A 26251-nucleotide genomic window follows, 5' to 3' on the forward strand; every position below is an offset into this window, starting at 1 on the left:
ACTGAGCTTTTTAGTAAGCCAGACCCATACTGCGAGTTGTTTCAGCGCCCAGGTAAACCCGGATGCTCAAAAAGTCGGTGGGACAAGCGGTTTCGCAGCGCTTACAGCCCACGCAGTCTTCTGTACGGGGTGAAGAGGCAATTTGAGCAGCCTTACAGCCATCCCAAGGAACCATCTCCAGTACATCAGTAGGGCAAGCGCGGACGCATTGGGTGCAGCCAATGCAGGTATCGTAGATTTTTACGGTATGAGACATTGAAAAAACCGCTCCTTTCGAGGTGTTCTTCTCTGCGAAAGAATCATAATCAACGCATAGTTTACCGCAGTGATTGATAGGCCGTAATCAAAAGGCTACATAACTTCAAACAATGTAATAAGCACCCTTGATAAGTGGTTTTGCGAGATAGCCCCTATTGCTTTATTAATTAGCAACATCATAGGAGCGTATTTACCCCAGTCAAATACCATAATAGGGTTGAATCGTAAAGAGTAATGAAACAAAAGTAAATCTAAAAGACTAGTACCGCAAAGCAAAAGTCAAAATTCATGGGCTTTTTAGGAATTTTAAATGGCTGCTCTATTTCCGCCGTGGCGTACTAGATACAAAAGTTGTCTATGGTATCTATTGATTGGCAACTATAGCAATCCTAAATTAGTTGTGGGAAAGTACTATATCGCATTCCCAGTTTATGACTGGGAACGAGAGATATATAAAAGCTGTATATTTGAGTTTTTAAATCTGGCAAATTTATAATTTCTACTTTTCGATATCAGAGGATTTCAGAAATCGCAAACTCATCAGTTATAGCAGCAATTTCTGTTGGAATCTTTACCTCACTAACCATCACTTGCAGTTGGTCTTCTGATTTTTTCAAATCAGGCAATTTGTCTTTTTTATACTCACTTTCTCGAATTTGTCGAGCAATACTTTCTAACAGCCAAAGTTGTTCTTCCACAGATAAGGCACGGACGGAACGCTCAATTTCTAGTAAATTCGGTGACATCATTTTGCTTCTGATTCCAAACGGGCGTATTTTTCAAAGATATTATATGTCAGTCTATCTAGTTAACCTAGAGCATCGCCAATTATCCATCATCTTCCCCAAGCCTATCTTTTCACAAATCAAATGAGATTGCTATAAATAAGCAAAAGCCAGTTTTATGACTTTTCAATTAAGTATTACTGCTGAAGTAAAATGTACGCTAAACTGACTACATGAATTACGAAACAGCTCGGAAACTCCTCATAGATCAGACAATCACAACCGAGGAAAACCCAGATGCGCTGTTGACGCGTATGAAACAGGGGAAACCGCCGGTGCCCGGTCAGATCACCTCGATTTTGTTGGCATTGAAAGTGGTGTTTGAAGCCCTCAAAGATGCAAAGAGCCTAGACCGAGAGCTGGCTTTGGCACTTTATCAGTTAAGCGTTAAGGCACAACAGCTATTTGCCGCAGGGCGTAAAGCCGGGATAGATTGGCCACCACTACTGAAGGAAGATTTGGTGAGAATTTCCTTAGCATCTGAGAGTATCTTTTCGGGTATATGGCAAACTCTAGCTCCTATGAGCTTGGGGAAGCTATAAAACACTTCAGCAACCTTTAAGTGGAGAAGGGATGAGCAATAAAGGAGCAGAGGGAGATGAGGGAGAATAATTAATGCCAAATACCTCTCTACCAGAGGCTGCGCGTAACTTCCTTCTCCGTAAAAGTATACTCAGTACAATTGTCTAATGCCCATTACCGAATTTGCAGTTCCTTTTCTAACTTGTCTAAGTCAGTTTTGAGCAAAACGGTCATTTGACCGGTAAAAGCTTTGCCAGTTTTGGGTTGGGCAATTTCCACCCAATATACATAGCGATCGCCTACTCGTAATTCTCCCTTTAAAGCTTCCCGAATTGGAGTTTTAGCAAAACGCGCCGAGTTGACTACCTTTTCGTTAGGATACTGGTACACAACTTCGGCGCGATCGTAGTCTTGATAAATCTCCAAGCCATAAATCACCCGCAAAGATTCCTGGAGACGCGCAAATGTCATGCCGTTAATGGCATCATACATGGCAATGCGCTCAGAGCGAATTGTGCCACGGTCTTTGGAAAATTCTACCCTACCGGGAGGCAATACCGATGCTTGAAAAGTGAATCTTTGAGCAGCAGTATCAGTCTTTTGCACGAACAATTGCTCACCACTCCTGGGGCGGAGTGTGGGATGTGCTTTAATCCAAGTGCCTACTTCCTCTGTACTTTGTCCTGGTAAAGCATCCGCGTGGGAATTCCCCAGTATTCCTATAGACAGCCAAGGAACTAGAGAAACAGGCAAAATTAAACAGTTAAGCAGAGATTTTTTGAGCATTTTGCTGTTCAGGATTTTCATGGAAATTTCTCCATTAGGGAGTAACCATAGTCTTCCCGTTTTTCAGCAAGATTATTTCAAGTGTCAACCTAAGTTAAGACATCAGGGATCTTAACTTATAGGAGTTCTCACATAGGTAAGGTCATGTTGAGGCTGGTAACAACAACGCTACACGAACGCCAACTGCATGGCTTCTCTACGAGACGCTACCGCGAACGCTTAGAGCGAGTCTGCGTTCACGCAGGGTCTCGTAGAGAGCGTCCGGGGATTTAGACCCCGACTAACATACGCGCTGCTTGATAGAATCAGGGGACTTAAACCCTCATCACTTGTTAAGGAATCTGATCTTATTGTTTCATAAGAGTGGATCTTGAAACGCATATGATGTACAACCGCGTCCTATTTGGGACAATAAGACACGGTTTCATAAAAGTATTTAGTTATAATATTACAAAAATCAAAGTAATATTTGATTTATACCAAAGTAATCCATTTACTGAGATTCGTTTCCTGGTTTATTAACTTTCTCTGTTGTGGGAACCCCTTGGTGCTCGTAGCTTGTATTTTCCTGAGTCAGAGCGATCGCACTAAAGAAAATGGCACTTCCTACAGCCAAGGCTACCATAGGACGCTTAAGCAAGACAAAATCTCTGATAATCCTAGCTAAAGGTCGGCTTTGACGACGTAGCGACGAAGCAACCATTAATTGTTTCCAAGTAAACGGATCACGGACATAATGACCGCTTTGGCAAACTACTAGCCGTTCTTGGCAATAGGGACAGCAAAATAAGCCCATGCGCGTTTTTATTGGCTTTGGCGTAGCATTTCTTTGGCAAATTGGGCAAGTAACATAATGATTATCAAAGGTGTGTATATTCATTTACCTCGTCCGCCTAGTCCATTTACTCGCTCTATAACAATAGCTATACTGAATTACGATCAATACTTAGCAGACTTCCAAGTATGGTCTGACATCAGCCATAAATCACACATACCATTGTATTACTACCAAGGATGGGTCAATGGTCGCAACACGAGTATAGCTAGATTTAGGCAAGGATGACTCCAAGTTTTTGTTTGCGGATGCGTCCACCCAGCCCACAAAAACTTGTTGTCTTTAGAAAGATGAGCGTTGGCGCTCACTCGCACCCCACTAGCGTAGGCGTAGCCGAAACTAGGCATTGCTGACCCTTAAATAATAATTGTCTCCCATTTAACTATTCTCCCCATAAAATTTTGCACAATGACATTTTTTACTAAATCTTTGTAAATCAAGCAAATAAAGTCTACTTGTCTGGTTGCTAAATAATGGCTCACAATGATAAGTAACAGATAAAAATTTAAATTTTTTCTTACATTTACCTCGCCTCTCAATGACTCTCCTGCCTCCCACTCAACACAGGAAGGTAACGGAACAACCTGCCTTTCCTACACCTTCCGTTCGTTTAGCTTACCTAATTAATCGTTTTCAACCATCCCCAGAAACCGTTGTCCTGTTTTTAGCCATGCTCATTGGCGGTGGTACTGGTATGGGTGTAGTCACGTTTCACTATTTAATCCAGCTGATTCACCAGTTGATGCTGGAAAATTTAATGAGTCAAATCGGTGTTTGGGGTGCTTGGACTCTAGCCTGCGTTCCCACCCTTGGCGGATTAATCATTGGCTTGATGCGCTGGCGCACTCAAGACTTTGGCCCTGGACTTTCATCTCTCATCGCTGCTTCTCAGGGAACAGAGATTAGGCGACCACTACGACCAGTTAGGAAAATGCTGGCTGCATCTGTTTCTTTGGGGAGTGGTGCTTCTTTGGGACCAGAGGGACCGAGTGTAGAAATTGGCGCAAATTTTGGGATGTTGTTCTCTGTAATCCTGAATGTATCTCAAGAACGACAACGTTTGCTTTTGGGTGCTGGCGCGGCGGCTGGGCTTGCGGCTGGATTTAATGCTCCCATCGCTGGAGTATTTTTTGCCCTAGAGGTGGTGATGGGAGCTACATCTTTCGCTACTTCTGCTGTGAGTGTAGTGCTTCTAGCGGCGGTGGTAGCAGCATTAGTTGCTCAAATTGGTTTAGGGGCACAACCTGCTTTTGATTTACCTGCTTACCAAGTCCGCAGCCCCTTGGAATTACCCCTTTATCTTGGGTTGGGTTTAGGGGCCAGCCTAGTTTCTCTGGCTTATACTCAATCAATTCGGGCAGCAAAAGCCTGCTTTGCGGGGAAGGTTCCAGGTTTTGCCTTTTTGGGACGAATCCCTGAACCGATTCATCCAATTATTGGTGGTGTGATGATTGGCGCAGTTGCCTTGCACTTCCCGCAAATTTTGGGCGTAGGTTATGAAACTGTAGAAGCAATGCTTCAAGATGTGGAATTTCCACTCTACCTGTTGGTAGCGTTGTTGGTGATGAAGCTACTGATGACTGCAATTAGCACAGGTAGTGGTTTCATTGGCGGTTTGTTTGCACCAGCAATGTTTTTAGGCGCTTCTTTTGGATCAGCTTACGCCAAAATTTTAGCTGTGGTATTCCCGGCAATTTCCAATCAAATGGCGGCTCCTCCAGCTTATGCAATGGTGGGAATGGCAGCAGTGCTGGCTGGTAGTGTCAGAGCGCCGTTAACGGCTATTTTAATGCTGTTTGAATTAACCCGCGACTATCGCATTGTTTTACCGTTGATGGCAGCAGTGGGTTTGAGTGTTTGGCTAGTGGAAATGATTAAACCAACTTTCAACTCTAACTCTAATCTACAACAGATTGGTCTTTCGGAATTGAAAGATGAAAAAGCGGAAATTGTGCAGCAAATTTTGGTAGAAGATGCCATGCATCCCTATCCAAAAAAGTTACCTGCAACTCTTGGAGTGTTAGATGCAGCTATGGAAATGATCCGCGATCGCGTCAGAACTGCTTTAGTAATTGATGAAGCAGAGCAATTAGTTGGTATACTTTCTCTAGAAGATATTAACCGTGCCCTTGCTCTTTGGCAAACTTATCCAGATTCACTAACTGAAATTCCAGATAATTTATCCAGCCAAACCCTCATAGACATTTGTACTACTGAAATTCTTTATGCATGGCAGGATGAACTATTATCTGAAGCTTTAGACCGCATGACTCTTAGAGGTTTGCATCAATTACCAGTGGTAGCACGAGATAAACCCGATCGCATTTTGGGTTTATTAGAAAGAGAGCAAATTGCATTAACCTGCAATTTAGCAGTTACGCGTAAGGCACTTCGCCACTATTTACCGATCTTACCTACCACAAATATAGTTATTAGTCATTAGTCATTAGTCATTGGTCATTGGTCATTGGTCACTTGTACTGAGTAGAGCCAAAGGAAGCCAAAGTATTGGTCATTGGTTTTCACAAAGGACAAAGGACAAATGACAATAGACTAATGACCATTTATTAAGCTGTGGCTTCTATGGTTTCATCATCTTCGCGATCTTCTGGATCTATCTGTCTTAGACGAATGTGCTTTTTACCTAAAGTGATCACAAACTCATCTCCTGGTTTCAGATTCATCTGTTTTGTATAAGCTGAACCTATAAGTAAGTTACCATTCGATTGCACACTAATTCTATAGCTAGCACTACGTCCACCACGCCCATTAGCACTGGGTGTACTGTCCAACTGAATGCCTTCGGCATCAATTAGGGCATTTAAGAACTTCATCATATTGACGCGCTCTATACCATTTTTGGTAACGGTATAGTAGCCGCACTTTTTGGCTTTGTCTTCTTTGCTCTCGTTCTCTAGCTCTTTGACTTTTTTGAGCAGTTCTTCACCGAGTAGGGGTTCAATTTTTTTCTGTTTAGGCATCAACTTATGTCGAAAATGAATGTTTGAAGTGTTGGAATCGATTTTATTTTAGCTGACGTTGAGCTAATAGGAACATAATCCTTTAGTTTTTATCTCAACCTAGCCAAGTATATTACACTCATAGCCACAATTGTTATGTGATTAACAATATTGTCAAGACAATCTATTTTAGAAAATGCTGGCAATGCTGATAACTATATATATAGTTAGTGAATCACTGTTAGACTATACTTGTTTTAAGTTTTCTAAACTGACGATCGAAAAGTTCTTTACTTGCTGAGGATGATAACTGAGTTACAGAACGATAAGTAAAACTGATCCTTAGTCATTGATAATTGGTTATTGGTCATTGGTTATTTACAAATGACAAAGGACAAACAACAAAGCTTGCCAAAATGAAACTAACTACCAGAGGACACTATAGTGTGAAGGCGTTGCTAGATTTGAGTTTACAGCCAAAATATGGCCCTGTATCTGCCAGAGCGATCGCTAAACGCCAAGATATCCCAGCTCCTTACCTCGAAAAACTACTAATAGAAATGCGTCGTGCGTCAATAGTTAAATCAATTCGTGGTAGCATCGGCGGATACCAATTGGCAAGAGAGCCTGCACAAATATCTATAGGACAAATTTTAGAAGCAGTTGGCGAGACTAGCCATTTACCTCATCACACCCCAGCACCTGCACAAGCTGAAGATTGGGTTACATTTAGCCTCTGGCAGAGACTCAACCAAAAGCTTAAAGAAGCGTTGTACAGTATTACTTTGGCAGACCTTTATTACGATGCTCGTAGCTGGCAAGCTTCCCTTGGAGAAGAAGCTAGTTTTGTGGTTTAGTCAATAGTCAATAGTCTAAATATTAACTACGAATTTTAGATTTTAGATTTTTTGGTTGATACCCCATCCGGTAATTCGTCCCACAACACTTTCGTTAGCGGAACAAATCGAAAATCCTCAATTTAAAATCCGACGTTCGTTCCTTTCTACGAGACGCTGCGCGTAGCAAGATCCCCGTAGGGGTACGTTAATACTGCACTATCAGAGCCAAGTACCCGGACTTCGTAACGCCACGCTAACGTAGTTGGGGTCAATCCAAATCCAAAATCCCAAATTGATTGACTCTTGACTCGTAACTATGACCAATAGCATCTATATCTTAATAATTGCTGCACTTTTAGATTACTTAATTGGCGATCCTTGGAATTGGCCTCATCCAGTGCAAGTTATGGGGTGGGTAATTTCTCGCCTGACAAAATTTTCTCTCCAATTGTGTAAAAATTCTCTCACACAACGCCTAGCTGGAATTGTACTAGGTATTATCCTAATAATTGGTAGCGGTCTTGTTGGCTTTTTGATTATTCAAAGTGCCAAATTGGTTCATCCGTTGTTGGGAATAGCAATAAATATCATTCTTTTGGCTAGTTGTTTTGCTGGCAGAAGTTTGCGAGCAGCAGCAGTGGCTGTTTTAGAACCTTTAACAGTGGGAGATTTGGAGAAGGCTCGGAAGATTTTAAGTAATTATGTTGGTCGAGATACCCAAAACCTTTCACAAGCAGAAATTTCACGAGCCGTTTTAGAAACGGTTGCAGAAAATGCCACCGATGGGGTGATGGCTCCGCTTTTCTATGCAATTGTTGGTGTCTTTGTGCCAGTTGTAGGGCCAACTCCTTTGGCTTTAGCATACAAAGCCAGCAGTACCCTTGATTCAATGGTGGGCTACCGGGAAGCACCTTATACTTATTTGGGATGGTTCTGTGCGCGGTTGGAAGATTGTTTGACTTGGCTACCTTGTCGGTTAACAGTCGTGACTCTGGCGCTCTTATCGGGTAAACCGATGGATGTTTGGCGAGTTTGTCGTCGGGATGCAATTAACGATCCTAGTCCTAATTCTGGCTGGAGTGAGTGCGCCTATGCTGCTTTTTTGGGCGTGCAGATGGGGGGTACAAATTGGTATCGCGGGGTAGCTAAGTACAAACCATTGCTAGGAGATGCTATTTATCCCATTACTACAACTTCTATTCAGAATGCTTTACAGTTGACTCGATATTGTTTTTTGCTATGGTTAGGGATAGCGATCGCAATATTCTTAATACTCGCAAATAGGTAATGATAAATGTAAAGTTAGGAGTTAAGAATAAAAACTCCTAATTCTTAACTGATCACTCCTAACTTATGACTCGCTATGTCTGCTAAAGTAGTTGAAATTCTCTCATCCGAAGAAATCCGTCGTACCTTGACTCGCCTTGCATCTCAAATTGTAGAAAGGACGCGTGACTTGTCTCAACTGGTGCTTCTTGGCATTTATACCAGAGGTGCGTTATTAGCCGAATTGTTGGCGCGTCAAATTGAAACGCTGGAAGATGTAGCCGTGTCAGTCGGCGCTTTGGACATTACATTTTATCGAGATGACCTTGACAAAATTGGATTGCGGACTCCAGCGAAAAGCCAAATTCCTTTTGACCTTACGGGGAAAACTGTTGTACTCGTGGATGATGTGATTTTCAAAGGACGGACGATTCGCGCTGCTTTAAATGCAGTCAACGACTACGGTAGACCAGAGGTGATTCGTTTAGCTGTGTTAGTAGATAGGGGTCATCGAGAATTACCAATCCACCCAGATTTTATTGGCAAAAAGTTGCCTACTGCTAAAGAAGAAGTTGTCAAAGTTTACTTACAAAATTGCGATGGACGAGATGCAGTAGAGTTGATTAGTCATTAGTCATTAGTCATTAGTCATTGGGCATTGGGCATTGGGCATTGGGCATGGGCATTGGCATTGGGCATTAGTTATTTTTCCCCTGCTCCCTCTGCTCTCCATTCTCCATTCTCGCATTCTGTTACCGTAAAACTGGGCTACCATGATGATGTAGTAAATACCACTTCCCGCCAAGGAACTGAAATATATTTGTAGCTGTTGATTGTGCTTCAAATCTTCTCCCACTTACCACTTGGAACACATTTTCTCTCAGTATAACATAGGCAATTTTTTCAGTTATTTCTGTAGCAATTATGTCTGTGTTTATTTCGATATAAGCGGTATTTTTAAATATCTGCTCCCAAGAGGTGCGAATCTCCTTCCAACCTCGCAGTATATTACTTCCAGGATGAATACAAAAACTACCAGTTCCTTGTGACCATACTGCACTCATTGCTTCAATATCTTTTCTTTCAAAAGCTCGATAAAAAGCTGCATTAGCCGCTAAGACTTCATCCTTAGTCATGGGGAGTTAAATAGTTAGGAGTTAGAAGTTAGGAGTTACTAAATTATAACTTTCAAATTTGGCAAATAAATTAGTAATTCTCAATCCCCAATTTTCAATTCTCCATTCCCTATTCCCTATTCCTAATTATTTTTGACTGTGCTAATAGTTTGCAATAATTGGCTAGCTGTATAAGGCTTGGATAAAAAGGCTTTGATACCCATCCCATAAACTTTATTAACTTTATCAGCCAAAGTCAGTCCACTGACAGCAATGATTTTGACATCTGGGTTAATTTTTTGGAGGGTGCGGATAGTAGTTATCCCATCCATAGATGGCATGAGCATATCAGTTAGTACAAGAGATATTTTATCTTGATGTTCTGCATATAAGGCTATTGCTTCAATACCATCACTAGCTGTGATTGCTTTGTAGTTATGGCTTTCTAAAGATGTTTTTGTCACATCTCGAATGGCAGCTTCGTCATCTACAACTAAAATTAATTCTCCTTGTCCTGAAGGTAATCCCTGTTCTTGTTCTTCTATAGTTTCTCTGGCATCTTGTGCGGGCAAATACACTTTAAATTGGCTGCCTTTTCCCTGAACGCTTACTACATCGATAAAACCGCCGTGGCTTTTAATAATGCCAAGTACAGTAGAAAGACCAAGACCAGTACCTTTACCGTGTTCTTTAGTAGTAAAAAATGGCTCAAATATCCGATCTAATATTTCTGGTTTAATACCAATTCCCGCATCAGTAACAGTAATAACAATGTGGTGACCAACTTTAGCATCAAGATGCATCTTGGCGTAATTTTCGTCAATTAAGAGATTTTCTGCCAATATTTTTAAAGTTCCACCATTTGGCATAGCGTCACGAGCATTGACACACAGATTCATCAGTACTTGGTGCAATTGGGTCGCATCACCAGATACAGTCCAAAGATTTTGCGGAATTTGAGTGGAAACTTCAATGGATTTGGGAAAAGTTTCTCTAATAATTTGCTTAATTTCTATTATTAAATGCTTTAATTGTAATATTGTGTGATCGCCCTCAACCCCACGAGTAAAAGATAATACTTGCTTAACTAAATTAGCCCCACGTTTAGCGTTTGTAATTAATATTTGCAATAGTCGTCGAGAACGCTCATCATGGACTTGTGCCTCAAACAGTTGAGCTGTCATTAGAATCGGGGCAAGAATATTATTCAGGTCGTGGGCGATACCACTAGCTAAGGTACCAATACTTTCCAATCGCTGGGCGCGGAGAAATTGTGCTTCCAGTTGTTTTTTTTGTGTGATGTTAGTGTTAACAATGAGAATAGATTGTGCTTTGTTACCGAATTCATGCACCAGTGTCCAACGACTTTCAACAATAATTTCTTTATCTGATTTTGTTTTTTGATGTAACTCGCCCTGCCAAGAGCCATGTTTCATCATAATACTGAGTGCTTTTTCAACTTGAGACAAATTTTTTTCATCCCAGAGAACTTGTGTCTTCTTATTGATAGCTTCTTCTTTTTTCCAACCGTATAGGCTCTCAGCACCTTTGTTCCAAAATAAAATTTTATTGTTTAAATCACACACAAAAATTGCATCGGTGGCAACATCTAGTAAAGCGGCTTGTTCGCGGATTTTCTGTTCTGTTTGTTTGCGCTCAATGGCATAGCGGATAGAACGTTCTAATAAAGGTGCGGTCAACTGGCTTTTTTCGAGGTAATCTGCGGCTCCGGCTTTCATCGCTTCGATGTCTATTTCCCAGTCGCCCTGACCAGTCAGCAAAATTATCGGAGAACAACAGCCGTTGGCAATTGCTTCGCGCAAAAGTTCCAGTCCAGTGTCTGGTCCCAAACGGTAGTCTACAAGATAAATGTCATGTTGGTTACGAGCGATCGCATTCTTCGCTGCTTCATAATTATCCACCCACTCCACTTCGCAGTTTGCTACCTGAAATTCACTCAACCAATAACGAGTCAAAATATAGTCATCTTCGTCATCATCAATGAACAGAACTTTGATAGGGCTGTTGTCCATGTTTATCTCCCACGGCTTCTAGTGGCAGTTTCACAATTTCAAACCAATATTTGAACAGCGTTTTCATGACCTCAACTAATGAAGCAAAAGTCACTGGCTTAATAATGAAGGAGTTCGCACCCAAATCGTAAGTATTATATATATCTTCTTCTCTTCGTGATGTTGACAGGATGACAACTGGAATTCGCCGCAATTGTGGGTCAGTTTTTATCTCTTTGAGCGCCTCCAGACCGCCAATTCTGGGCATATTCAAATCTAATAAAATCAAATCGGGATAAGGTATGCTGTTGTTAGCATATCCACCACGGTGGTAAAGATAATCCATCAACTGTTCACCATTACTCACGATGTATAGTTCAATTGGCAATTGACTTTCTGCCAACGCCTCACGAACCAAGATACCGTCGTCTTCATCATCATCAGCCATTAAGATTGTGACGTTTGTTTCTCGACCCTTCACTATGCATCGTCTCCTTTGTATTAGTATGAATCAAGTTATTAACTTGGTACAGATGGGAACTCTTACATTGACATAAATAATCAAATATGCAGTTTATATGTTTAGCTGTGAAAGCTCCATTATTTCGTTACCAACAAGCAACTAATACAATATGCATATTGTATTAGTTGCCAATAACCTGAAATGAATCTCATTAATAATTAACATGATGGTCAATTTGTACAACTACACTCTGTAATTTGTCGGGCATAGTTGTACAATTCAGTTAATTTTAGGGTCTAGCATTATCTCTCTCCAGGAATAAAAATCAAGTATGGAAATTAATTGACAATACAATCATAAATTTCGCTCCTTGCCCAGGTTTGCTTTGGGCTGTGATCTTTCCGTGATGACGCTCAATAATTTTCCGACAGATAGCTAAACCTATGCCAGTGCCTTCGTACTCAATGCTACTATGCAAACGTTGAAAAACATTGAAAATGCGATTAAGATATTTTTCTTCAAAACCAATCCCATTATCTTCTACGGTAATTTGACAAAGCTGAGAATTAGCAAAGATGTTATCTGCTTGATTGTTCAAAAACTCGCTATAAATTTTGACCACAGGTGGTATCTGTGGGCGGTGGAATTTGAGGGCGTTACCGATCAGGTTTTGCAGCAATTGACGCATTTGTAAAGGATCAGCTTCAATGGTGGGTAACTCTCCTATTTCCACACTTCCTCCAGTTTGCTGCACATAAATTTCTAAATCAAATAATACCTCTTGGGCAATCTTTGTGAGATTTACTGATACAAAAGGTTGCGTTCTGGTAGTAATTCGTGAAAGTGTCAACAAGTCTTCAATTAATGTCTGCATTCTGGATGCAGCACTCTGCATTCGTTCTAGGTAATCACGTCCTTGCTCGGTTAATGTATCGCCACAGTTCGTTTTGAGCAGATCGCCAAAGCTTTTAATCTTACGCAGTGGCTCTTGTAAATCGTGGGAGGCGAGAAATGCAAATTGTTTCAGTTCTTCGTTAGAACGGGCGAGTTCTTGCCGTTGCCAAGTTTCTTGTTCTAAAATTAGGCTCTGAGCTGAGGCGATACCTATTTGATCTGCCAGCTGTTGCAAAAGTTCAACTTCCCAGTTAGTCCAATGGCGGGGATGGGCGCACTGATGGGCAATTAGTAGCCCCCACAGTTGATTTTTCAAAAAAATTGGGACTACAAGGTTGGCTCTAACGGCGAAACGTTGCAGCAATTCGACATGACAAGGTTGGATATCAGCTTCCTTGATGTCGCTAATGGAACTAATTCGACCTTGACGGTACTGCTCGATGTAATCGTCGCGAAAGCAAGGGTCGATAATTTGCTGCCCCAGAACAACAGGTAAACCGGGAACTACTGCCTCTTGAACGGCCAGAAAAGAGCCAGTTGGCTGTAGACGCAAGATTAATACCCGGTCGGCAAGCAGTAGCTTTTGTACCTCTGTGACGCTGGTTTGAAGAATTTCATCAATTTGTAGAGACTGACGAATTTTCAGGGTGATATTAGCGAACAGTTGCGATCGCACATTTTGGCGTTCTAATTCTGCTTGTGCCCGATTGCGCTCGTGTAGCACGGCTCGCTGTTCGGTAATATCCATCATCGCACCCATCATCCGCACTGGTTTGCCTGCCTGGTCATGAACGACATAACCGCGATCAAAGACGTAGGCATAAGAACCATTGCTACGGCGAAAGCGGTATTCATTTAGCCAGAATTTTTCACCACTGTCTATAAGTGTCCGCGCTTGGGTGGCGATTCTCTGCCTATCGTCTGGATGTATGTGTTCACTCCACCAATCAGCAGTGAATGTTATTTGCTCTTGCGAGTAACCAAAGAGAGTTTGTAAAGCTTGATTCCACCAAACCTCATTAGTCAGCAAATCCCAGTCCCATAAAAGCTCATTGGTAGCACGGGCGACTATTTGGAAACGTTCTTCGCTCTGACGCAGTTGTTCTTCTGCCTGCTTGCGTTCAGTGATATCTGTATGGCAACTTGTCATCCGTACTACGTTACCATTTTCATCCCATAGTGCCTGACCGCGATCCAAAACCCATTTATAGGTGTTATCTTTACACCGGACTCGATGTTCGCTGGTAAAAAACGGGGTAATTTTAGCAAAGTGATCAGCGATCGCTTGTCTTACAAATCCAATATCATCTGGATGCACTCGTGTTGCCCATTCGTCTAAATGATTGGAAATCTCATGTTCTTCATAACCAAGCATTTCCTTCCAGCGAGTTGAGAAAAATACTTGATTATTTTTAACGTTCCAATCCCAAATGCCATCATTATTGCCCTGTACGGCTAACTGGTAGCGTTCTTCGCTTTCTTTGAGTGCGTCTTCTACCCGTTGGCGCTCAATGGCTGTAGCGAGAACATTGGCAACAGCTTGGAGAAAAGAAATGTCATCTTTGGTGAAAGTGTGGTGTTTGGTTGTGTGTGCCCCAAATACACCAAAAGGACGTTCTTTACCATGAATCACTACGCTAATACCGCTCACCACTTGATGCTCATGTAGCAGTGGTGGCCCATTGAATCGTGTTTCGGCGCTCAGATCATTAACAATCACTGGTTCTTTAGAAAGCAGGGTGTAGCCAGCTTGAGAATTGATCCCCCCGCTAACGGTCGCCTTTCCCACAAGTCCAGGTTGCCAACCTACCCCGGCGCGTAGCAGCAATTTATTATCATCTGGCAGTAGTTCCAAAATTTTGCAAGACTGGACTTTTAAACATTGGGCAACTATTGTTACACATGAGTTCATCAGCGCAGTCAAGTTTGTACTAGCTAAGGCCATTTGACTTAGTTCTGCCACCATTGCTTGCTGGTTAGCATGAACTTTTAGCGCCTCCTCGGCTTGCTTGCGCTTGGTGATATCCATGTATACCCCAGACATTTGCACAGCCACTCCAGATGCATCCCTACAAACAACACCTTTGCTTGCTAAAACACGAATTCTCCCATCGGCTAAAATAACTCGAAATTCGATGTCATATTTGACTTGTTCCTGAATAGCTTGCTGATGCGATCGCCTGACAAAATCGCGATCGTGAGGATGAATACAGTAGATAAAAGCTTCATAGGTGTAATTGAAAGTGCCTTTCTCTAAGCCAAAAAGTGCTTCTAGATTATCTGACCAAGTAATTTTGTTCGTCAGCAGATCCCAGTTCCAGATGACCATGCCACCCGCGTCTAATGCGATCCTGAATTGGGCTTTTTGCAATTGTGCCTGTGCAGTTTGCTGCCGTAATTCCTGTACAGTTCGACTAGCTCCCAGAAGACGGCGCAATCTTTGACGTAATATTGGCCATTGAATCGGCTTGCTAATAAAATCAGTTGCACCCGCAGCAAAAGCTTTCTCTACGGATGCCTGATCATAAAAATCCGTCATCATTAACACTGGTGTATCCTTGCCATCGGGGAGTGTTTGCAGTTGAGCGCAGCAACTAAACCCATCCATCACTGGCATCATGACATCCAACAGTACTATCTCTGGGTGGAGATGAGTATAGGTAGCGATCGCTTCTAAACCGTTACTCGCTTCTATCACCTGATACCCTGCTTCTGTCAATTGCTCACACAGATGCATTCGCATTAAATCGTCGTCGTCTACAACTAAAATCAGGTTAGTCATTTGTCCCTTGTTCTTTGTGATTAAGCAATGACTGTGCCAATTTTAAATATTTAATTTTGGATTGCCAAAAAATTTCAATCCTACAATCTAATGAATTGGGCTTACAGGCAGAGAATTAATTTGTAGAGAAACATCAAAAATATTATTGTTCCCAACCCCAGAAATACAGAGGCTATATTGAATAAATATGTAAAATATTATACCAATCTTTTAGTTGATATTGCAAACAATATCTCCGACAGGCTACCCCTATGCCTTTTTTAGTTTTGCTAAGTATCTCACGTTTCTATTGATGCACAAAGTTAAGCTATTATGCTTTTAAATTACACAATAACTCATCAGGTTTGTTGACTGCTGACAGTTAACAGTCAACGGTCAGCAGTCAACACAGAAAAATGTGCAACTTAGATGGGCGATAGCTTAGGGACTTCCAACTAAAAAAATATCCCACCGCGTTTAAGGCAGGGAAGCAGGGAGCAGGGGGAGAAACAGTCGTATTGAATCTAGAAATTGGGATAATTTATTTTTTGGAGTTCGCTTAGTTGTACATCAATAAAACCTCTTCACCTGTTCGGACAACCTGGCATATTATCTCCAAGCAGCAACCGTGCTAGGCTAGGTAATGCTTCACCATAAGTAGGATGGATATGAACCGATCGCTCTAACAACTGCCAAGTTGCTCCCGCTTCGATCAAATCCAGAAAAACATGCACTAGTTCAGCCGTTTCGTAGCCCACCAGGGTGGCTCCCAAGATTTTGTCTGTGTCGCTGTCGATTACCATGCGATAAAACCCTAAATCATGTCCCCACTCGATCGCACGAGCAATTTGGCTCATAGGTAATGTAACAGCACGCGCATTAATGCCATGCTTCTGAGCCTGTTCTAACGTCATCCCCACTCGCCCAACCTGAGGTTCTGTGTAGATAGCATAGCCAAGGACGCGATCGCTGCGCGTGCGCTTTTCTCCACACAAAATTGCCTTCAAGCGGCGATAGTCCTCCCAGGACACGTGCGTAAATGCAGGCTGTTTGGCAGCATCTCCGATCGCATATACTCCCGAACAGGTCGTTTGAAATTGGTCGTTAATTTTGATAAACCCCTGCTCATCTAGCTCAATTCCACTATTGGCTGCATTTAATGCACCTGTATTTGGTTTCCGTCCAATCACAACCAGCAACGCCTCTGCCTGGAGTTGCTCACCACTGCTCAATGTCAGTCTAAACAGATCATTATCGTGTGCAACCTGATTTACATTCACCCCAAAGTGGAGCTTAATCCCATCTTCCTTTAATGCTTCTGCTAAGACCTTGCTGACATCAGCCTCTTCTCGATTAAGGACGCGATCGCCCCGGACAATTAAGTGGGTCTGACTGCCCAAACGCGCCAGTCCCTGCCCTAGTTCCAATCCAATATAGCCAGCCCCAATTACCAGTAACCGAGGTGGTAATGTTTTTAAGTCAAAGAAATTACGGTTGGTCAGGTAAGGAGTTCCTGCAAGACCTGGAATATCAGGAATCAGCGATGACGTGCCCGTGTTAAGGATAACCATTGGAGCCTTAACCGTAACATCACCCCCTTTAACGGTACGTTCACCAACAAAGGAAGCTCCAGCACAAACGATTTTGACGCCAGCATCATCCAATCGCTTATGAATACCCTGGTTAAAGCTGTTACGGATTCCCCTTGTTCGCTCCATAACGGCGGGAAAATCAACCTGAACTTCCGTGTGGATGCCTAATTTCTTTGCTTGACGGGCACGCCCCGCTGCATGAGCTGCTGCCAAGAATGCTTTAGAAGGAGTGCAACCATAATTAATGCAACTGCCGCCCAAAGCATCCCGCTCAAACAAGACCACCTTGCGACCCGATGAAGCAAAATCAGCTGCCAGTGGAATGCCTCCTTGACCGCTCCCAATCACAATGACGTCTGCTGTTTCCATCACTGTTAAACTCCTTGAGAATAGTTTGCTTTCATAACATTCTCATACTCCAGGTTAAAGACTTTTCACGAATTATTGCTTTTGATTTTTTGGATAATTATTTCTTGGAACGTCTCTAAATAGTCTTTTTTTGGCGTTCGCGTAGCGTGTCCTTTAGGACAACGTATTGTTTGTAGATTAGGCTTTTTGACTAACTCACAGCTTAATGTCATGAAACTTTAACATTATTGCCATCCTAAAACATATAATGTTATGAAACTATGACATTCTGATCCCAGAAAAGCTTATAAATTCGTAATACAGGCAAAAAAGCTGTGGAAACCCCTTGATCCCTACATATGCTTAGTGGTTAATATTGACTTAACAAATAGGACTTCCTCGATCCCAAAGAAATGCTGATTTTGGCATAACTAAGGAATTGATTGGAAGTGACCCCAATTTAAAAACAGATTAAAAAACTTAAAACTGGGCAAAACCAGGAGTCAGGAATAAGAAATTCATCTGGAGTGGATGAGATTTTACATAGCATTCTTTAACCAGGGGAAATCATTTACCGCTTAAACTACTGGAGGCCAAAATAATGGCAAAAGAACGCCCGCCCCTAGAGGAGATGACCTTACGTCAACTACGCAAAGTTGCTAGCGAATATAGCATCTCTCGCTATAGCCGAATGCGTAAATCACAATTACTGGCATCAATTCAAGAAGTCCAGCGCAATAAAATTTCGCTCAGTCCATCTCGTTCATTGGAGGCACAGGAAACCGTGGAAGCTGCAAAGTTTGAATTAGGTCAGGAAGATCGCACTGGTGGATCTTTAGCTGATGTTGATGAAGGACTGGCAGATTTACCCTCTGGCTATGGTGAAAGCCGGATTGTTCTCTTACCACGCGACCCTCAGTGGGCTTACACTTACTGGGATATTCCCAATGATCACAAAGAGGAACTGCGTCGGCAAGGGGGACAACAACTTGCACTACGGATTTATGATGTCACCGACATAAATATCGAATTCCAAAGCCCCCACAGCATTCAAGAATATCCTGCTGATGAACTAGCTAGAGAATGGTATTTACCAGTTCCAGTTAGCGATCGCGATTATGTGATTGATATCGGCTATCGTGCTGCTGATGGCCGCTGGTTGGTACTAGCTCGTTCTGCGAGAGTACACATTCCTCCCGTTTATCCTTCTGACTGGATAGAAGATGTCTTCATCACTGTCAACTTTGAAGAAGATTTGCGTGGTAAGACTCAGTACGAACTAGTTCCACCTGCTAAGAAGGTTGCAGCAACCGCCAATGGCAATGCTGGTAATGCTGTGAATGGCAACCCCATCTACGACCAAATCTTTGGTTTAGCCGAATCTGCCGAATCACTACGGGTTGCTGGTTCTATTTTCGGTTCCCAGCATCAAGTACCAAGTTCAGCGCGTCCTGAACAAGCTATTAGCTCCTACGTTTTCCCATCTGGTGTTGGTATGTGGGCCGCTCCTACCGTGTCAGGCTTAACTGCTTCCGGTGCAGGAATGTCAGGTGTTGGCTTCTCGGCTTCCGCCGTACCAATGCGTCCGCGCCAGTTCTGGTTAATTGCCGATGCTGAGTTGATAGTCTACGGTGCAACCGAACCCGATGCTACCGTAACCATTGGCGGTCGTCCAATTCAGCTAAATCCAGATGGAACCTTCCGCTTCCAGATGTCCTTCCAGGATGGTTTAATTGACTATCCGATTTTGGCTGTAGCTGCTGATGGTGAGCAAACCCGGTCAATTCAGATGAAATTTAATCGTGAGACACCATCCCGAAATACCAACACCAAAGAAGAAGCTGTTTTAGAATGGTTCTCTTAAGTTTTGGTTATTAGATTAACCCCAGACTGAAATTTTAAATTATTCCCCGCTATAGTAATTCTGTAGCGGTTTTTTTTGCATTATATGTCTCTGAAAAAATTATTTATGTTATTTATCTTGATAATTGGTGCAGGCTTATTATCAGGTTGTCAAGAGATTGAAGCAAATTCAGCCCCAAAAGCATCTAAAACTTGCCCTGGTAAAGATCCTAAGTTCAGCATTGATTTTTTTAAAACCACTAATCAAGGTAAAAAGAATCAAAAAGGTATTAACAATGTGATTATTTTTAATCCCAAATCAGCAGAATTAGATTTCAAAGTTAATGTTGGTTTATCTCATAAACTCTACGCTAAAGATGCTAGGGGGAAACTGCGTAAAGAATATGTACCAAAACAGTTTCGTGAACTCATTGGCGATGAGAATGCCAAATTAAATGGACAGTTACCCATTGCGGCGATTAATGCCGACTATATAGGTACTGATGATAAACCACAAGGCTTAAATATTTCTCGTGGTGTCGAGTATTCAGGAGCGTTTAAAAATAAACGTTCTTCTTTTGGTATATCAGGAGGTACACCTAAGCAGCGACAGGCTACTATCCAGGCTGGTAGAAGAAAAAGCAATATTCTAAATTACAATTTAGTGGGTGGTAATGGCAGATTCTATCGTCAGGGTAAATTTAAAGATATCTGTAGAGATTTAGGAGAATTTGCTTGTAGAAATGCTACGAATCGTTCTCTGGCAGCCATCACTAATCAAGGCTATGTAATTTTATTGGTTAATGATTTGAAAGCTAATTCAGATATTGAATTATCGCAAATTAATCAAGAATTACTGCCAGATATGTTTGATAATGTCCTAGAAGGCATTGCTAGCAATAACTGTTTAGGTAAGATTCAAGAAGGAATTTTATTTGATGGAGGTATGTCTCCAGGATTATATTATAACCAGAAAACTTATGTAGAAAATTTTGGGCCAATAGGTTCAGTTTTTTTGATTTACAGAAAATAAAATAGGGCAAAATGCCTACTTGTAGCAAAGCAACCTAGTATTGGCAAACTAGTTCGTGCTTTGTCATAGTAAAGTTCACAAATTGGATAATTTATTTTTTGGAATTACCTTAGTAGCTTGGAATATTGATGAAGGTGACAATAAGCTGTTACGCATTTAACTTGAACATTTACATGAAGGCTGATGACTGATAACCGTTAACAGTTAACAGTTAACGACCGTAAAGAGTGTTTATACAATTTAGGCGCACATCAGCTTAGAAAATCGTCAAAACAGGAACTTGCGCCTAAAATAGGATCTTTAATACAATGCTTTGAAAAGTAACGGTAAAGTTGGTATTTCATGCTGTATATGCCCTTGAACATCTTCTAAAATGACTGTATAGGGCGTAAGTTTCAGATTTAGAAGGGATTTTGACCAACAGACAACCACAGTTGTAGGCTTTAACCGACGCATGACCAATCGAGAGGAATCATTGAAAAACGAGTTGACGTCAGCAAGCAACGCCGACGTAAATTTCCTTCTCGGTGGGGGTGAAATGGGGGCTAGGATGCGAGAACAGGACTGGTCAAAAACATCCCTTGGCCCAACACAGCAGTGGCCACAGAGTTTGAAGACTGCTGTGCGGATTATGCTGACTTGCCGTCAACCCATGTTTGTCTGGTGGGGCGAGGAACTGATTAACCTTTACAATGACGCTTACAAGGCTATTATTGGCGGCAAACATCCAGAAGCACTTGGGCAGCCAGCTTCCTATGTGTGGCGGGAAATATGGGATCAGGTTGGGCCTAGAGCAGAATCAGCGATGCTGAAGAACGAGGGCACTTACGACGAAGCGCTGCTGCTAATTATGGAGCGCTTTGGCTACCCGGAGGAAACCTATTACACTTTTTCATATAGCCCAGTTCCTAACGATCAGGGCGACACAGGTGGGATTATCTGCGCCAATACAGATGACACACAGCGCATCATTGGTGAACGTCAGTTGGCACTTTTGCGCGAACTAGCGGCTAGGACGGCAGACGCACGGACATTCGATCAAGCTTGTACAGTGAGTGCGAGTTGTCTGGAGAGCAACCCTTATGACCTGCCTTTCGCCATGATTTATCTGGTTGAGCCAGATCAGCAGCAAGTTTTTTTGGCTGGAACGTGCCGCATCGCGCAAAACCATCTAGCAGTTCCTCAAACAGTGGCTCTCGATTCTGATTGCGTTTGGCCTTTTGCAGAAGTGATCAGAACGCATCAGGCAAAACTAATTTCCGATTTGGGAGCGTCTTTTAGTAGCTTACCTTGTGGTGTTTGGCAGCGATCGCCCCATCAAGTGATCGCTGTGCCAATTGCACCATCCGGTCAGACGGGAAAATCTGGTATATTAATTGCTGGTTTAAATCCCTTTAGGCTATTCGACGATAATTATCGAGGATTCATCGATTTAGTTGCAGCTCAAATTGCAGCTAGCATCGCTAACGCCCAAGCTTACGAGGAAGAACGCAAACGCGCCCAAGCCTTGGCAGAAATTGATCGCGCTAAAACAGTCTTTTTCAGCAACGTCAGCCACGAGTTCCGTACCCCACTTACCCTAATGTTGGGGCCATTAGAGGAAACCATAGCCAATTGTGCCAACCTGCTTCCAGCCAACGAACGAGAGCAGTTAGAAATGGTGCAACGCAATGGACTTCGCCTGCTGAAACTGGTCAACAGCCTGCTAGACTTCTCGCGCATTGAAGCCGGACGGGTTCAAGCTTCATACGAACCCACAAACCTTGCCACCTTCACCGCAGAATTAGCTAGTGTATTTCGTTCAACGGTAGAACGGGCAGGGATGCAGTTATCAGTTAATTGCCCTTCTCTTCCAGCACCAGTGTATGTAGATCGAGAGATGTGGGAAAAAATTGTTCTTAACCTGCTCTCAAATGCATTCAAGTTTACAATGGCAGGAGAAATTACAGTCAGCTTGCAGTGGGCAAATGACCATATTGAGTTCGCAGTAAAAGATACGGGAATTGGTATCCCAGCAGAAGAGATTCCGCACCTTTTTGAACGATTCCACCGCGTCAAAGGGTCGCAAGGACGAACTTTTGAAGGGTCAGGAATTGGATTGTCGCTGGTGCAAGAATTGGTGCAAATGCATGGTGGAACAGTCCAAGTGACCAGTATTTTAGGAGCAGGCAGTTGCTTTACTGTATCAATTCCAACAGGATCTGCTCATTTGTCTCCAGACCGGATTAGCGCCCCTCGAACCTTAGCTTCAACCGCATTAGGTGCAACACCCTATTTAGAAGAAGCCCTGCGTTGGCTACCCGAAGAGAGCAGGGGAAGCAGGGGGAGAAGAGAAGCAGGGGGAGAAGAAATTGTTCAAGAAGACTACACACATAACATAAATTCTTCCCCTGCCTCCCCTGCCCCCTCTACTCCCCGGATTCTCCTGGCTGACGACAATGCAGATATGCGCGATTACGTCAAGCGGCTCTTAAGTCAACAGTATGAGGTGGAATCAGTGCCGGACGGTTTAGCTGCTTTGGATTCTGCTCGTGGGCGTGTCCCAGACTTGGTACTGACGGACGTAATGATGCCTGGATTAGATGGCTTTGGCTTGCTGCAAGAATTACGAGCTGATCCGCAGACGAGAAAAGTTCCAATCATCCTGTTGTCGGCACGGGCAGGGGAAGAGGCACGGGTGGAAGGGTTAGAAGCGGGAGCCGATGATTACTTAATTAAACCGTTCTCTGCCCGTGAATTATTGGCGCGGGTAGAGGCAGCTCTAAAAATGGCTCGTCTCCGCCAGGAGGCAATGCAACGGGAGCAAGGGTTACGGATTGAAGCTGAGGTCGCAAAAACCCATTTAGAGACTGTCTTAGCTGGCATCCAAGACCAGTTCTATGTGTTGGATCAAGAGTGGCGTTATACCTTTGTCAATGGCCAGGTAGCAGAAGTTGTTGGCATCCAAAAAGAAGAGTTGCTAGGTAAGATCATTTGGGAAGTGTTTCCAGATGTGTTCAAAAGCGAGTTTTATAATCAGGTTCAGCAGGCATTCGCACAACAAACCGTTGTTCAGTTTGAATTCTTTTATTCTGCTTGGCAGCGCTGGTTTGAGAATCGTGTCTACCCCAATGCTTTTGGAGTAAGCATTTTTGTTACAGACATCAGCGATCGCAAACAAGCAGAGAAAGCACTTCGTGAAAGCGAAGAGCAGTTCCGCAACATGGCTGACAATGCCCCCTTCATGGTTTGGGTAACTGATACAAATAGCTACTGCACCTATCTCAGCAAAAGCTGGTACGAGTTTACGGGCGAGAGCGAGGAAATGGGTGTGGGATTTGGCTGGTTGAACGCCGTGCATCCAGAGGATTACAATGAAGCTAAGAGTATTTTCCTGGAAGCTAACAGGCGTTACGAGGATTTCCGTATCGAGTACCGCTTGCGACGCAAAGATGGCGAATATCGCTGGGTGATCGATGCTGCTAATCCCTGGTTTGGGGTGGATGGTCAATTTAAAGGTTACATTGGCTCCGTGATTGACATTACCGAACGCAAAGTTGCAGAAGCCGAACGTGATCGGCTTCTGCAACTTGAGCAAGCTGCCAGAACTGAAGCCGAAACAGCCAACCGCATTAAGGATGAGTTTTTGGCGGTGCTATCTCATGAATTGCGATCGCCTCTCAATCCTATTCTTGGTTGGGCGAAACTCTTGCAAACCCGTGAGTTTGACGCACCAGCGTTGAAGAAAGCTATTGCAACCATTGAGCGGAATGCTAAATTACAAGCTCAACTAATTGAAGATTTGCTCGATGTCTCTCGCATCTTACAAGGCAAGCTCAACCTCAATATGTTTCCTGTCAACTTAGTGCTTGTAATTGAGGCAGCATTAGAAACAGTGCGTTTGGCAGCAGAAGCTAAAGATATTCAAATTCAGACGATGCTGGATGCTTCTTTGGGCCAAGTTTTGGGTGATTCCGGTCGTTTACAACAAGTGATCTGGAATCTTTTATCGAATGCTGTTAAATTTACTCCTGAAGGAGGAAAAATTGATATTCAACTGGAGCGCATTGATACTCAAGCTCAGATTACCGTCAGTGACACAGGTAAGGGGATCAGCCCTGAATTTCTCCCTCATGTGTTTGAATATTTCCGCCAGGCTGATAGCACGACAACCCGAAAGTTTGGTGGCTTGGGGTTAGGATTAGCAATTGTCCGTCATCTCATAGAATTACATGGTGGCACGATTTGGGCAGAAAGTTTAGGTGAAGGGCAAGGAGCTATTTTCACAGCTAGGCTACCGCTCATCAAAAAAGAGTTAACCTCAAAACCAGAGATAATTACTGCCTTAAATGCATCCCCTACAATTGAAATCCTTGCAGGTATTCAAATCTTAGTTGTGGACGATGACTATGATACCCGTGAGTTCCATACATTTGTGCTAGAGCAGGCTGGAGCAAGGGTAACTGCTGTGGCATCAGCAAAAGAAGCACTACAAGCATTGGTAGAATCAGAACCAGATATGATGCTCAGTGATATTGGGATGCCAGAGACAGATGGCTATATGCTGATGCGCCAAGTTAAAGCATTGCTGGCATTGCAAGCTAAACAGATTCCGGCGATCGCTTTAACTGCTTATGCTGGAGAGATCGATCAGCAACAAGCACTCGAATCAGGGTTTCAAAAGCATATGTCCAAACCCGTCGAACCAGAGGAGTTAGTCAAGGCAATTGCAACTCTGATTGGTATAAATGGGAATGCCTGAGTTACGCATTTAACTTGAATATTTACATGAAGGCTGATGACTGATGACCGTTAACCGTCACCAGTTAACAGCCGTAAACAGTGTTTATACAATTTAGGAGAGGGATTTCCTGATATGAATACTACTCTACTTCTACTAAATGACTAACACGATATTGCTTAATTTTTTCCAAGGGTTCATTCTCTCCCGAAGAAAAAGCGGTCATTACATAACCACTTACTTCTACCTTGGCTTCATAAGCACCGCTTTTACTTCCATTTGGTGTAGTAAAATCAATCCGAACATCTGCCCATTCTTGATTAATTTGATCATAAGCAATAACTTGACCTGATTTTTGGTATTCCAACCAATTCCAGCCCGCTTGCATCCATATTTCTCTTTCTACAATTTGTCCAAATTTGGATAAACCACCCCATCCCCGATAGTAAGGATAAAGTTCTTTGACGGAACCATGATTCCATACCAATAAATCCAAAATTTCTGGTTTTAAATGACCGTAGTAGCGTCCTTGAGGTAAATCAACTAGGGTAGGTGCAAACTGATGACCGCCAAAATGGCTACAACGCCAAACGCGCAAGTTGCTATTAGTTATAGCAGCATACTCAGAACGCAATTTTTTATAAAGAGGATAACCAAATTTGCTACAAGCAGCATCAACGTTACCGTGGTTGCAAACAAGTAATTCTTTAATATGATTGCTTTTTTGTCGATACTGTTCAAAATCTGGTAGGTTTCCTGGTTCTTTTATTAAAGCCAGTGCTAAAGCACCAATCTCAGCATCGGGTACGATAAATTCTTGTTTTTCATACTCAGCAAATAACCCTGCTGGTCGGCGATAGTGAAATACGTGCTTATAACCAGGTATAGAGTAATCTTGATCTGGAGCGATCGCTAGTTGCCGAATTGTTTTACCATGTTCCCAAACAAAACTCAATGCGTCCAACACTCCTTGTGGCATAGGTTCGGGTTCAATCCAAATCTCAACTGGCCAAGGTTGTGGAGCTTCAATAATTAAATATTGTTCAACGGCTATGGCAGAACCAATAGGATCTTCACCATTAGCTTGGGAAATTTCTGAACAGAAACGGCATTTGTCACGAGTTTGATTGATTACCATATTCCAATTGATCTATACACAACAAAACATTAAAAAGAATCGCCGATTACTCATTTTTTCAACAGTCGCTCGGATTTTTATA

At 42.7% G+C, this 26251-nt stretch carries 20 protein-coding genes; 8 read left to right on the forward strand and 12 right to left on the reverse strand.

Annotated features, from left to right (window positions below):
• Nucleotides 1-10 precede the first annotated feature (10 nt).
• Together psaC and H6G96_RS08735 are read right to left on the reverse strand one after the other, a co-directional pair.
• Entirely contained in the window at nt 11-256 is a 246-nt protein-coding gene (gene psaC, locus H6G96_RS08730; RefSeq protein WP_012411495.1) for a photosystem I iron-sulfur center protein PsaC, read from the reverse strand.
• Between the two features lie 514 nt (nt 257-770).
• Entirely contained in the window at nt 771-1007 is a 237-nt protein-coding gene (locus tag H6G96_RS08735; RefSeq protein ID WP_190733110.1) for a hypothetical protein, read from the reverse strand.
• 209 nt (nt 1008-1216) lie between these two features.
• Here H6G96_RS08735 and H6G96_RS08740 point away from each other — a divergent pair, with 209 nt between their 5' ends.
• The gene (locus tag H6G96_RS08740) at nt 1217-1585 is read left to right on the forward strand and encodes a Dethiobiotin synthetase (RefSeq protein WP_190911091.1); all 369 of its coding nucleotides are present in this window, start codon (nt 1217-1219) and stop codon (nt 1583-1585) included.
• 154 nt (nt 1586-1739) lie between these two features.
• Here the strand turns inward: H6G96_RS08740 and H6G96_RS08745 are convergent, their stop codons facing one another.
• The 3 genes from H6G96_RS08745 to H6G96_RS08755 form a co-directional block, all read right to left on the reverse strand.
• Entirely contained in the window at nt 1740-2351 is a 612-nt protein-coding gene (locus H6G96_RS08745) for a hypothetical protein (RefSeq protein ID WP_190911288.1), read from the reverse strand.
• Nucleotides 2352-2844: 493 nt separating this feature from the next.
• On the reverse strand, nt 2845-3231 hold the full coding sequence (locus H6G96_RS08750; RefSeq protein WP_190911092.1) for a hypothetical protein: 387 nt from the start codon (nt 3229-3231) through the stop codon (nt 2845-2847).
• A 125-nt stretch (nt 3232-3356) separates the two neighbouring features.
• Nucleotides 3357-3533, reverse strand: a complete 177-nt coding sequence (locus H6G96_RS08755) for a hypothetical protein (protein WP_190911093.1) — start codon at nt 3531-3533, stop codon at nt 3357-3359.
• Nucleotides 3534-3724: 191 nt separating this feature from the next.
• On the opposite strand from H6G96_RS08755, the gene H6G96_RS08760 reads away from it, so the two are divergent.
• Nucleotides 3725-5629 (forward strand): chloride channel protein, encoded by a 1905-nt coding sequence (locus tag H6G96_RS08760; RefSeq protein WP_190911094.1) that lies wholly within the window; start codon nt 3725-3727, stop codon nt 5627-5629.
• A gap of 124 nt (nt 5630-5753) precedes the next feature.
• Here H6G96_RS08760 and H6G96_RS08765 read toward each other — a convergent pair whose 3' ends face one another.
• Nucleotides 5754-6167, reverse strand: a complete 414-nt coding sequence (locus H6G96_RS08765; protein ID WP_190730158.1) for an AbrB family transcriptional regulator — start codon at nt 6165-6167, stop codon at nt 5754-5756.
• Between the two features lie 395 nt (nt 6168-6562).
• Here H6G96_RS08765 and H6G96_RS08770 point away from each other — a divergent pair, with 395 nt between their 5' ends.
• The 3 genes from H6G96_RS08770 (at nt 6563) to pyrR (ending at nt 8885) form a co-directional block, all read left to right on the forward strand.
• A complete protein-coding gene (locus tag H6G96_RS08770) occupies nt 6563-7003 on the forward strand; it encodes an Rrf2 family transcriptional regulator (protein ID WP_190911095.1) in 441 nt (146 codons plus the stop codon).
• Between the two features lie 298 nt (nt 7004-7301).
• The gene (gene cbiB / locus H6G96_RS08775; protein ID WP_190911096.1) at nt 7302-8273 is read left to right on the forward strand and encodes an adenosylcobinamide-phosphate synthase CbiB; all 972 of its coding nucleotides are present in this window, start codon (nt 7302-7304) and stop codon (nt 8271-8273) included.
• Between the two features lie 75 nt (nt 8274-8348).
• Entirely contained in the window at nt 8349-8885 is a 537-nt protein-coding gene (pyrR, locus tag H6G96_RS08780; RefSeq protein WP_190911097.1) for a bifunctional pyr operon transcriptional regulator/uracil phosphoribosyltransferase PyrR, read from the forward strand.
• 118 nt (nt 8886-9003) lie between these two features.
• Here the strand turns inward: pyrR and H6G96_RS08785 are convergent, their stop codons facing one another.
• From H6G96_RS08785 to H6G96_RS08805, 5 genes are all read right to left on the reverse strand, one after another.
• A complete protein-coding gene (locus H6G96_RS08785; RefSeq protein WP_190911098.1) occupies nt 9004-9387 on the reverse strand; it encodes a nuclear transport factor 2 family protein in 384 nt (127 codons plus the stop codon).
• A 122-nt stretch (nt 9388-9509) separates the two neighbouring features.
• Nucleotides 9510-11399 (reverse strand): response regulator, encoded by a 1890-nt coding sequence (locus H6G96_RS08790; protein WP_190911099.1) that lies wholly within the window; start codon nt 11397-11399, stop codon nt 9510-9512.
• A complete protein-coding gene (locus H6G96_RS08795) occupies nt 11365-11859 on the reverse strand; it encodes a response regulator (protein WP_190911100.1) in 495 nt (164 codons plus the stop codon). The genes H6G96_RS08790 and H6G96_RS08795 overlap by 35 nt, the downstream gene beginning before the upstream one ends.
• Before the next feature lie 307 nt (nt 11860-12166).
• On the reverse strand, nt 12167-15517 hold the full coding sequence (locus tag H6G96_RS08800) for a PAS domain-containing protein (protein WP_190911101.1): 3351 nt from the start codon (nt 15515-15517) through the stop codon (nt 12167-12169).
• A 563-nt stretch (nt 15518-16080) separates the two neighbouring features.
• The gene (locus H6G96_RS08805; RefSeq protein ID WP_190911102.1) at nt 16081-17457 is read right to left on the reverse strand and encodes an FAD-dependent oxidoreductase; all 1377 of its coding nucleotides are present in this window, start codon (nt 17455-17457) and stop codon (nt 16081-16083) included.
• A 580-nt stretch (nt 17458-18037) separates the two neighbouring features.
• On the opposite strand from H6G96_RS08805, the gene H6G96_RS08810 reads away from it, so the two are divergent.
• From H6G96_RS08810 to H6G96_RS08820, 3 genes are all read left to right on the forward strand, one after another.
• Complete coding sequence (locus H6G96_RS08810) at nt 18038-19300, forward strand: DUF4912 domain-containing protein (RefSeq protein ID WP_190911103.1); 1263 nt, start codon at nt 18038-18040, stop codon at nt 19298-19300.
• An 84-nt stretch (nt 19301-19384) separates the two neighbouring features.
• Complete coding sequence (locus tag H6G96_RS08815) at nt 19385-20311, forward strand: phosphodiester glycosidase family protein (RefSeq protein WP_190911104.1); 927 nt, start codon at nt 19385-19387, stop codon at nt 20309-20311.
• A gap of 538 nt (nt 20312-20849) precedes the next feature.
• The gene (locus H6G96_RS08820) at nt 20850-25052 is read left to right on the forward strand and encodes an ATP-binding protein (protein ID WP_242063224.1); all 4203 of its coding nucleotides are present in this window, start codon (nt 20850-20852) and stop codon (nt 25050-25052) included.
• A 121-nt stretch (nt 25053-25173) separates the two neighbouring features.
• Here the strand turns inward: H6G96_RS08820 and H6G96_RS08825 are convergent, their stop codons facing one another.
• Entirely contained in the window at nt 25174-26169 is a 996-nt protein-coding gene (locus H6G96_RS08825; protein WP_190911106.1) for a sucrase ferredoxin, read from the reverse strand.
• Nucleotides 26170-26251 lie beyond the last annotated feature (82 nt).

Origin of the sequence: Nostoc sp. FACHB-892, assembly GCF_014698795.1 — a bacterium.
GTDB lineage: Bacteria > Cyanobacteriota > Cyanobacteriia > Cyanobacteriales > Nostocaceae > Nostoc.

What these genes read in the sequence shown, in the direction of transcription:
- psaC (WP_012411495.1), bottom strand. Translation starts at nt 256, where the DNA reads ATGTCTCATACCGTAAAAATCTACGATACCTGCATTGGCTGCACCCAA.
- H6G96_RS08735 (WP_190733110.1), bottom strand. Translation starts at nt 1,007, where the DNA reads ATGATGTCACCGAATTTACTAGAAATTGAGCGTTCCGTCCGTGCCTTA.
- H6G96_RS08740 (WP_190911091.1), top strand. Translation starts at nt 1,217, where the DNA reads ATGAATTACGAAACAGCTCGGAAACTCCTCATAGATCAGACAATCACA.
- H6G96_RS08745 (WP_190911288.1), bottom strand. Translation starts at nt 2,351, where the DNA reads ATGCTCAAAAAATCTCTGCTTAACTGTTTAATTTTGCCTGTTTCTCTA.
- H6G96_RS08750 (WP_190911092.1), bottom strand. Translation starts at nt 3,231, where the DNA reads ATGAATATACACACCTTTGATAATCATTATGTTACTTGCCCAATTTGC.
- H6G96_RS08755 (WP_190911093.1), bottom strand. Translation starts at nt 3,533, where the DNA reads ATGCCTAGTTTCGGCTACGCCTACGCTAGTGGGGTGCGAGTGAGCGCC.
- H6G96_RS08760 (WP_190911094.1), top strand. Translation starts at nt 3,725, where the DNA reads ATGACTCTCCTGCCTCCCACTCAACACAGGAAGGTAACGGAACAACCT.
- H6G96_RS08765 (WP_190730158.1), bottom strand. Translation starts at nt 6,167, where the DNA reads ATGCCTAAACAGAAAAAAATTGAACCCCTACTCGGTGAAGAACTGCTC.
- H6G96_RS08770 (WP_190911095.1), top strand. Translation starts at nt 6,563, where the DNA reads ATGAAACTAACTACCAGAGGACACTATAGTGTGAAGGCGTTGCTAGAT.
- cbiB (WP_190911096.1), top strand. Translation starts at nt 7,302, where the DNA reads ATGACCAATAGCATCTATATCTTAATAATTGCTGCACTTTTAGATTAC.
- pyrR (WP_190911097.1), top strand. Translation starts at nt 8,349, where the DNA reads ATGTCTGCTAAAGTAGTTGAAATTCTCTCATCCGAAGAAATCCGTCGT.
- H6G96_RS08785 (WP_190911098.1), bottom strand. Translation starts at nt 9,387, where the DNA reads ATGACTAAGGATGAAGTCTTAGCGGCTAATGCAGCTTTTTATCGAGCT.
- H6G96_RS08790 (WP_190911099.1), bottom strand. Translation starts at nt 11,399, where the DNA reads ATGGACAACAGCCCTATCAAAGTTCTGTTCATTGATGATGACGAAGAT.
- H6G96_RS08800 (WP_190911101.1), bottom strand. Translation starts at nt 15,517, where the DNA reads ATGACTAACCTGATTTTAGTTGTAGACGACGACGATTTAATGCGAATG.
- H6G96_RS08805 (WP_190911102.1), bottom strand. Translation starts at nt 17,457, where the DNA reads ATGGAAACAGCAGACGTCATTGTGATTGGGAGCGGTCAAGGAGGCATT.
- H6G96_RS08810 (WP_190911103.1), top strand. Translation starts at nt 18,038, where the DNA reads ATGGCAAAAGAACGCCCGCCCCTAGAGGAGATGACCTTACGTCAACTA.
- H6G96_RS08815 (WP_190911104.1), top strand. Translation starts at nt 19,385, where the DNA reads ATGTCTCTGAAAAAATTATTTATGTTATTTATCTTGATAATTGGTGCA.
- H6G96_RS08820 (WP_242063224.1), top strand. Translation starts at nt 20,850, where the DNA reads ATGGGGGCTAGGATGCGAGAACAGGACTGGTCAAAAACATCCCTTGGC.
- H6G96_RS08825 (WP_190911106.1), bottom strand. Translation starts at nt 26,169, where the DNA reads ATGGTAATCAATCAAACTCGTGACAAATGCCGTTTCTGTTCAGAAATT.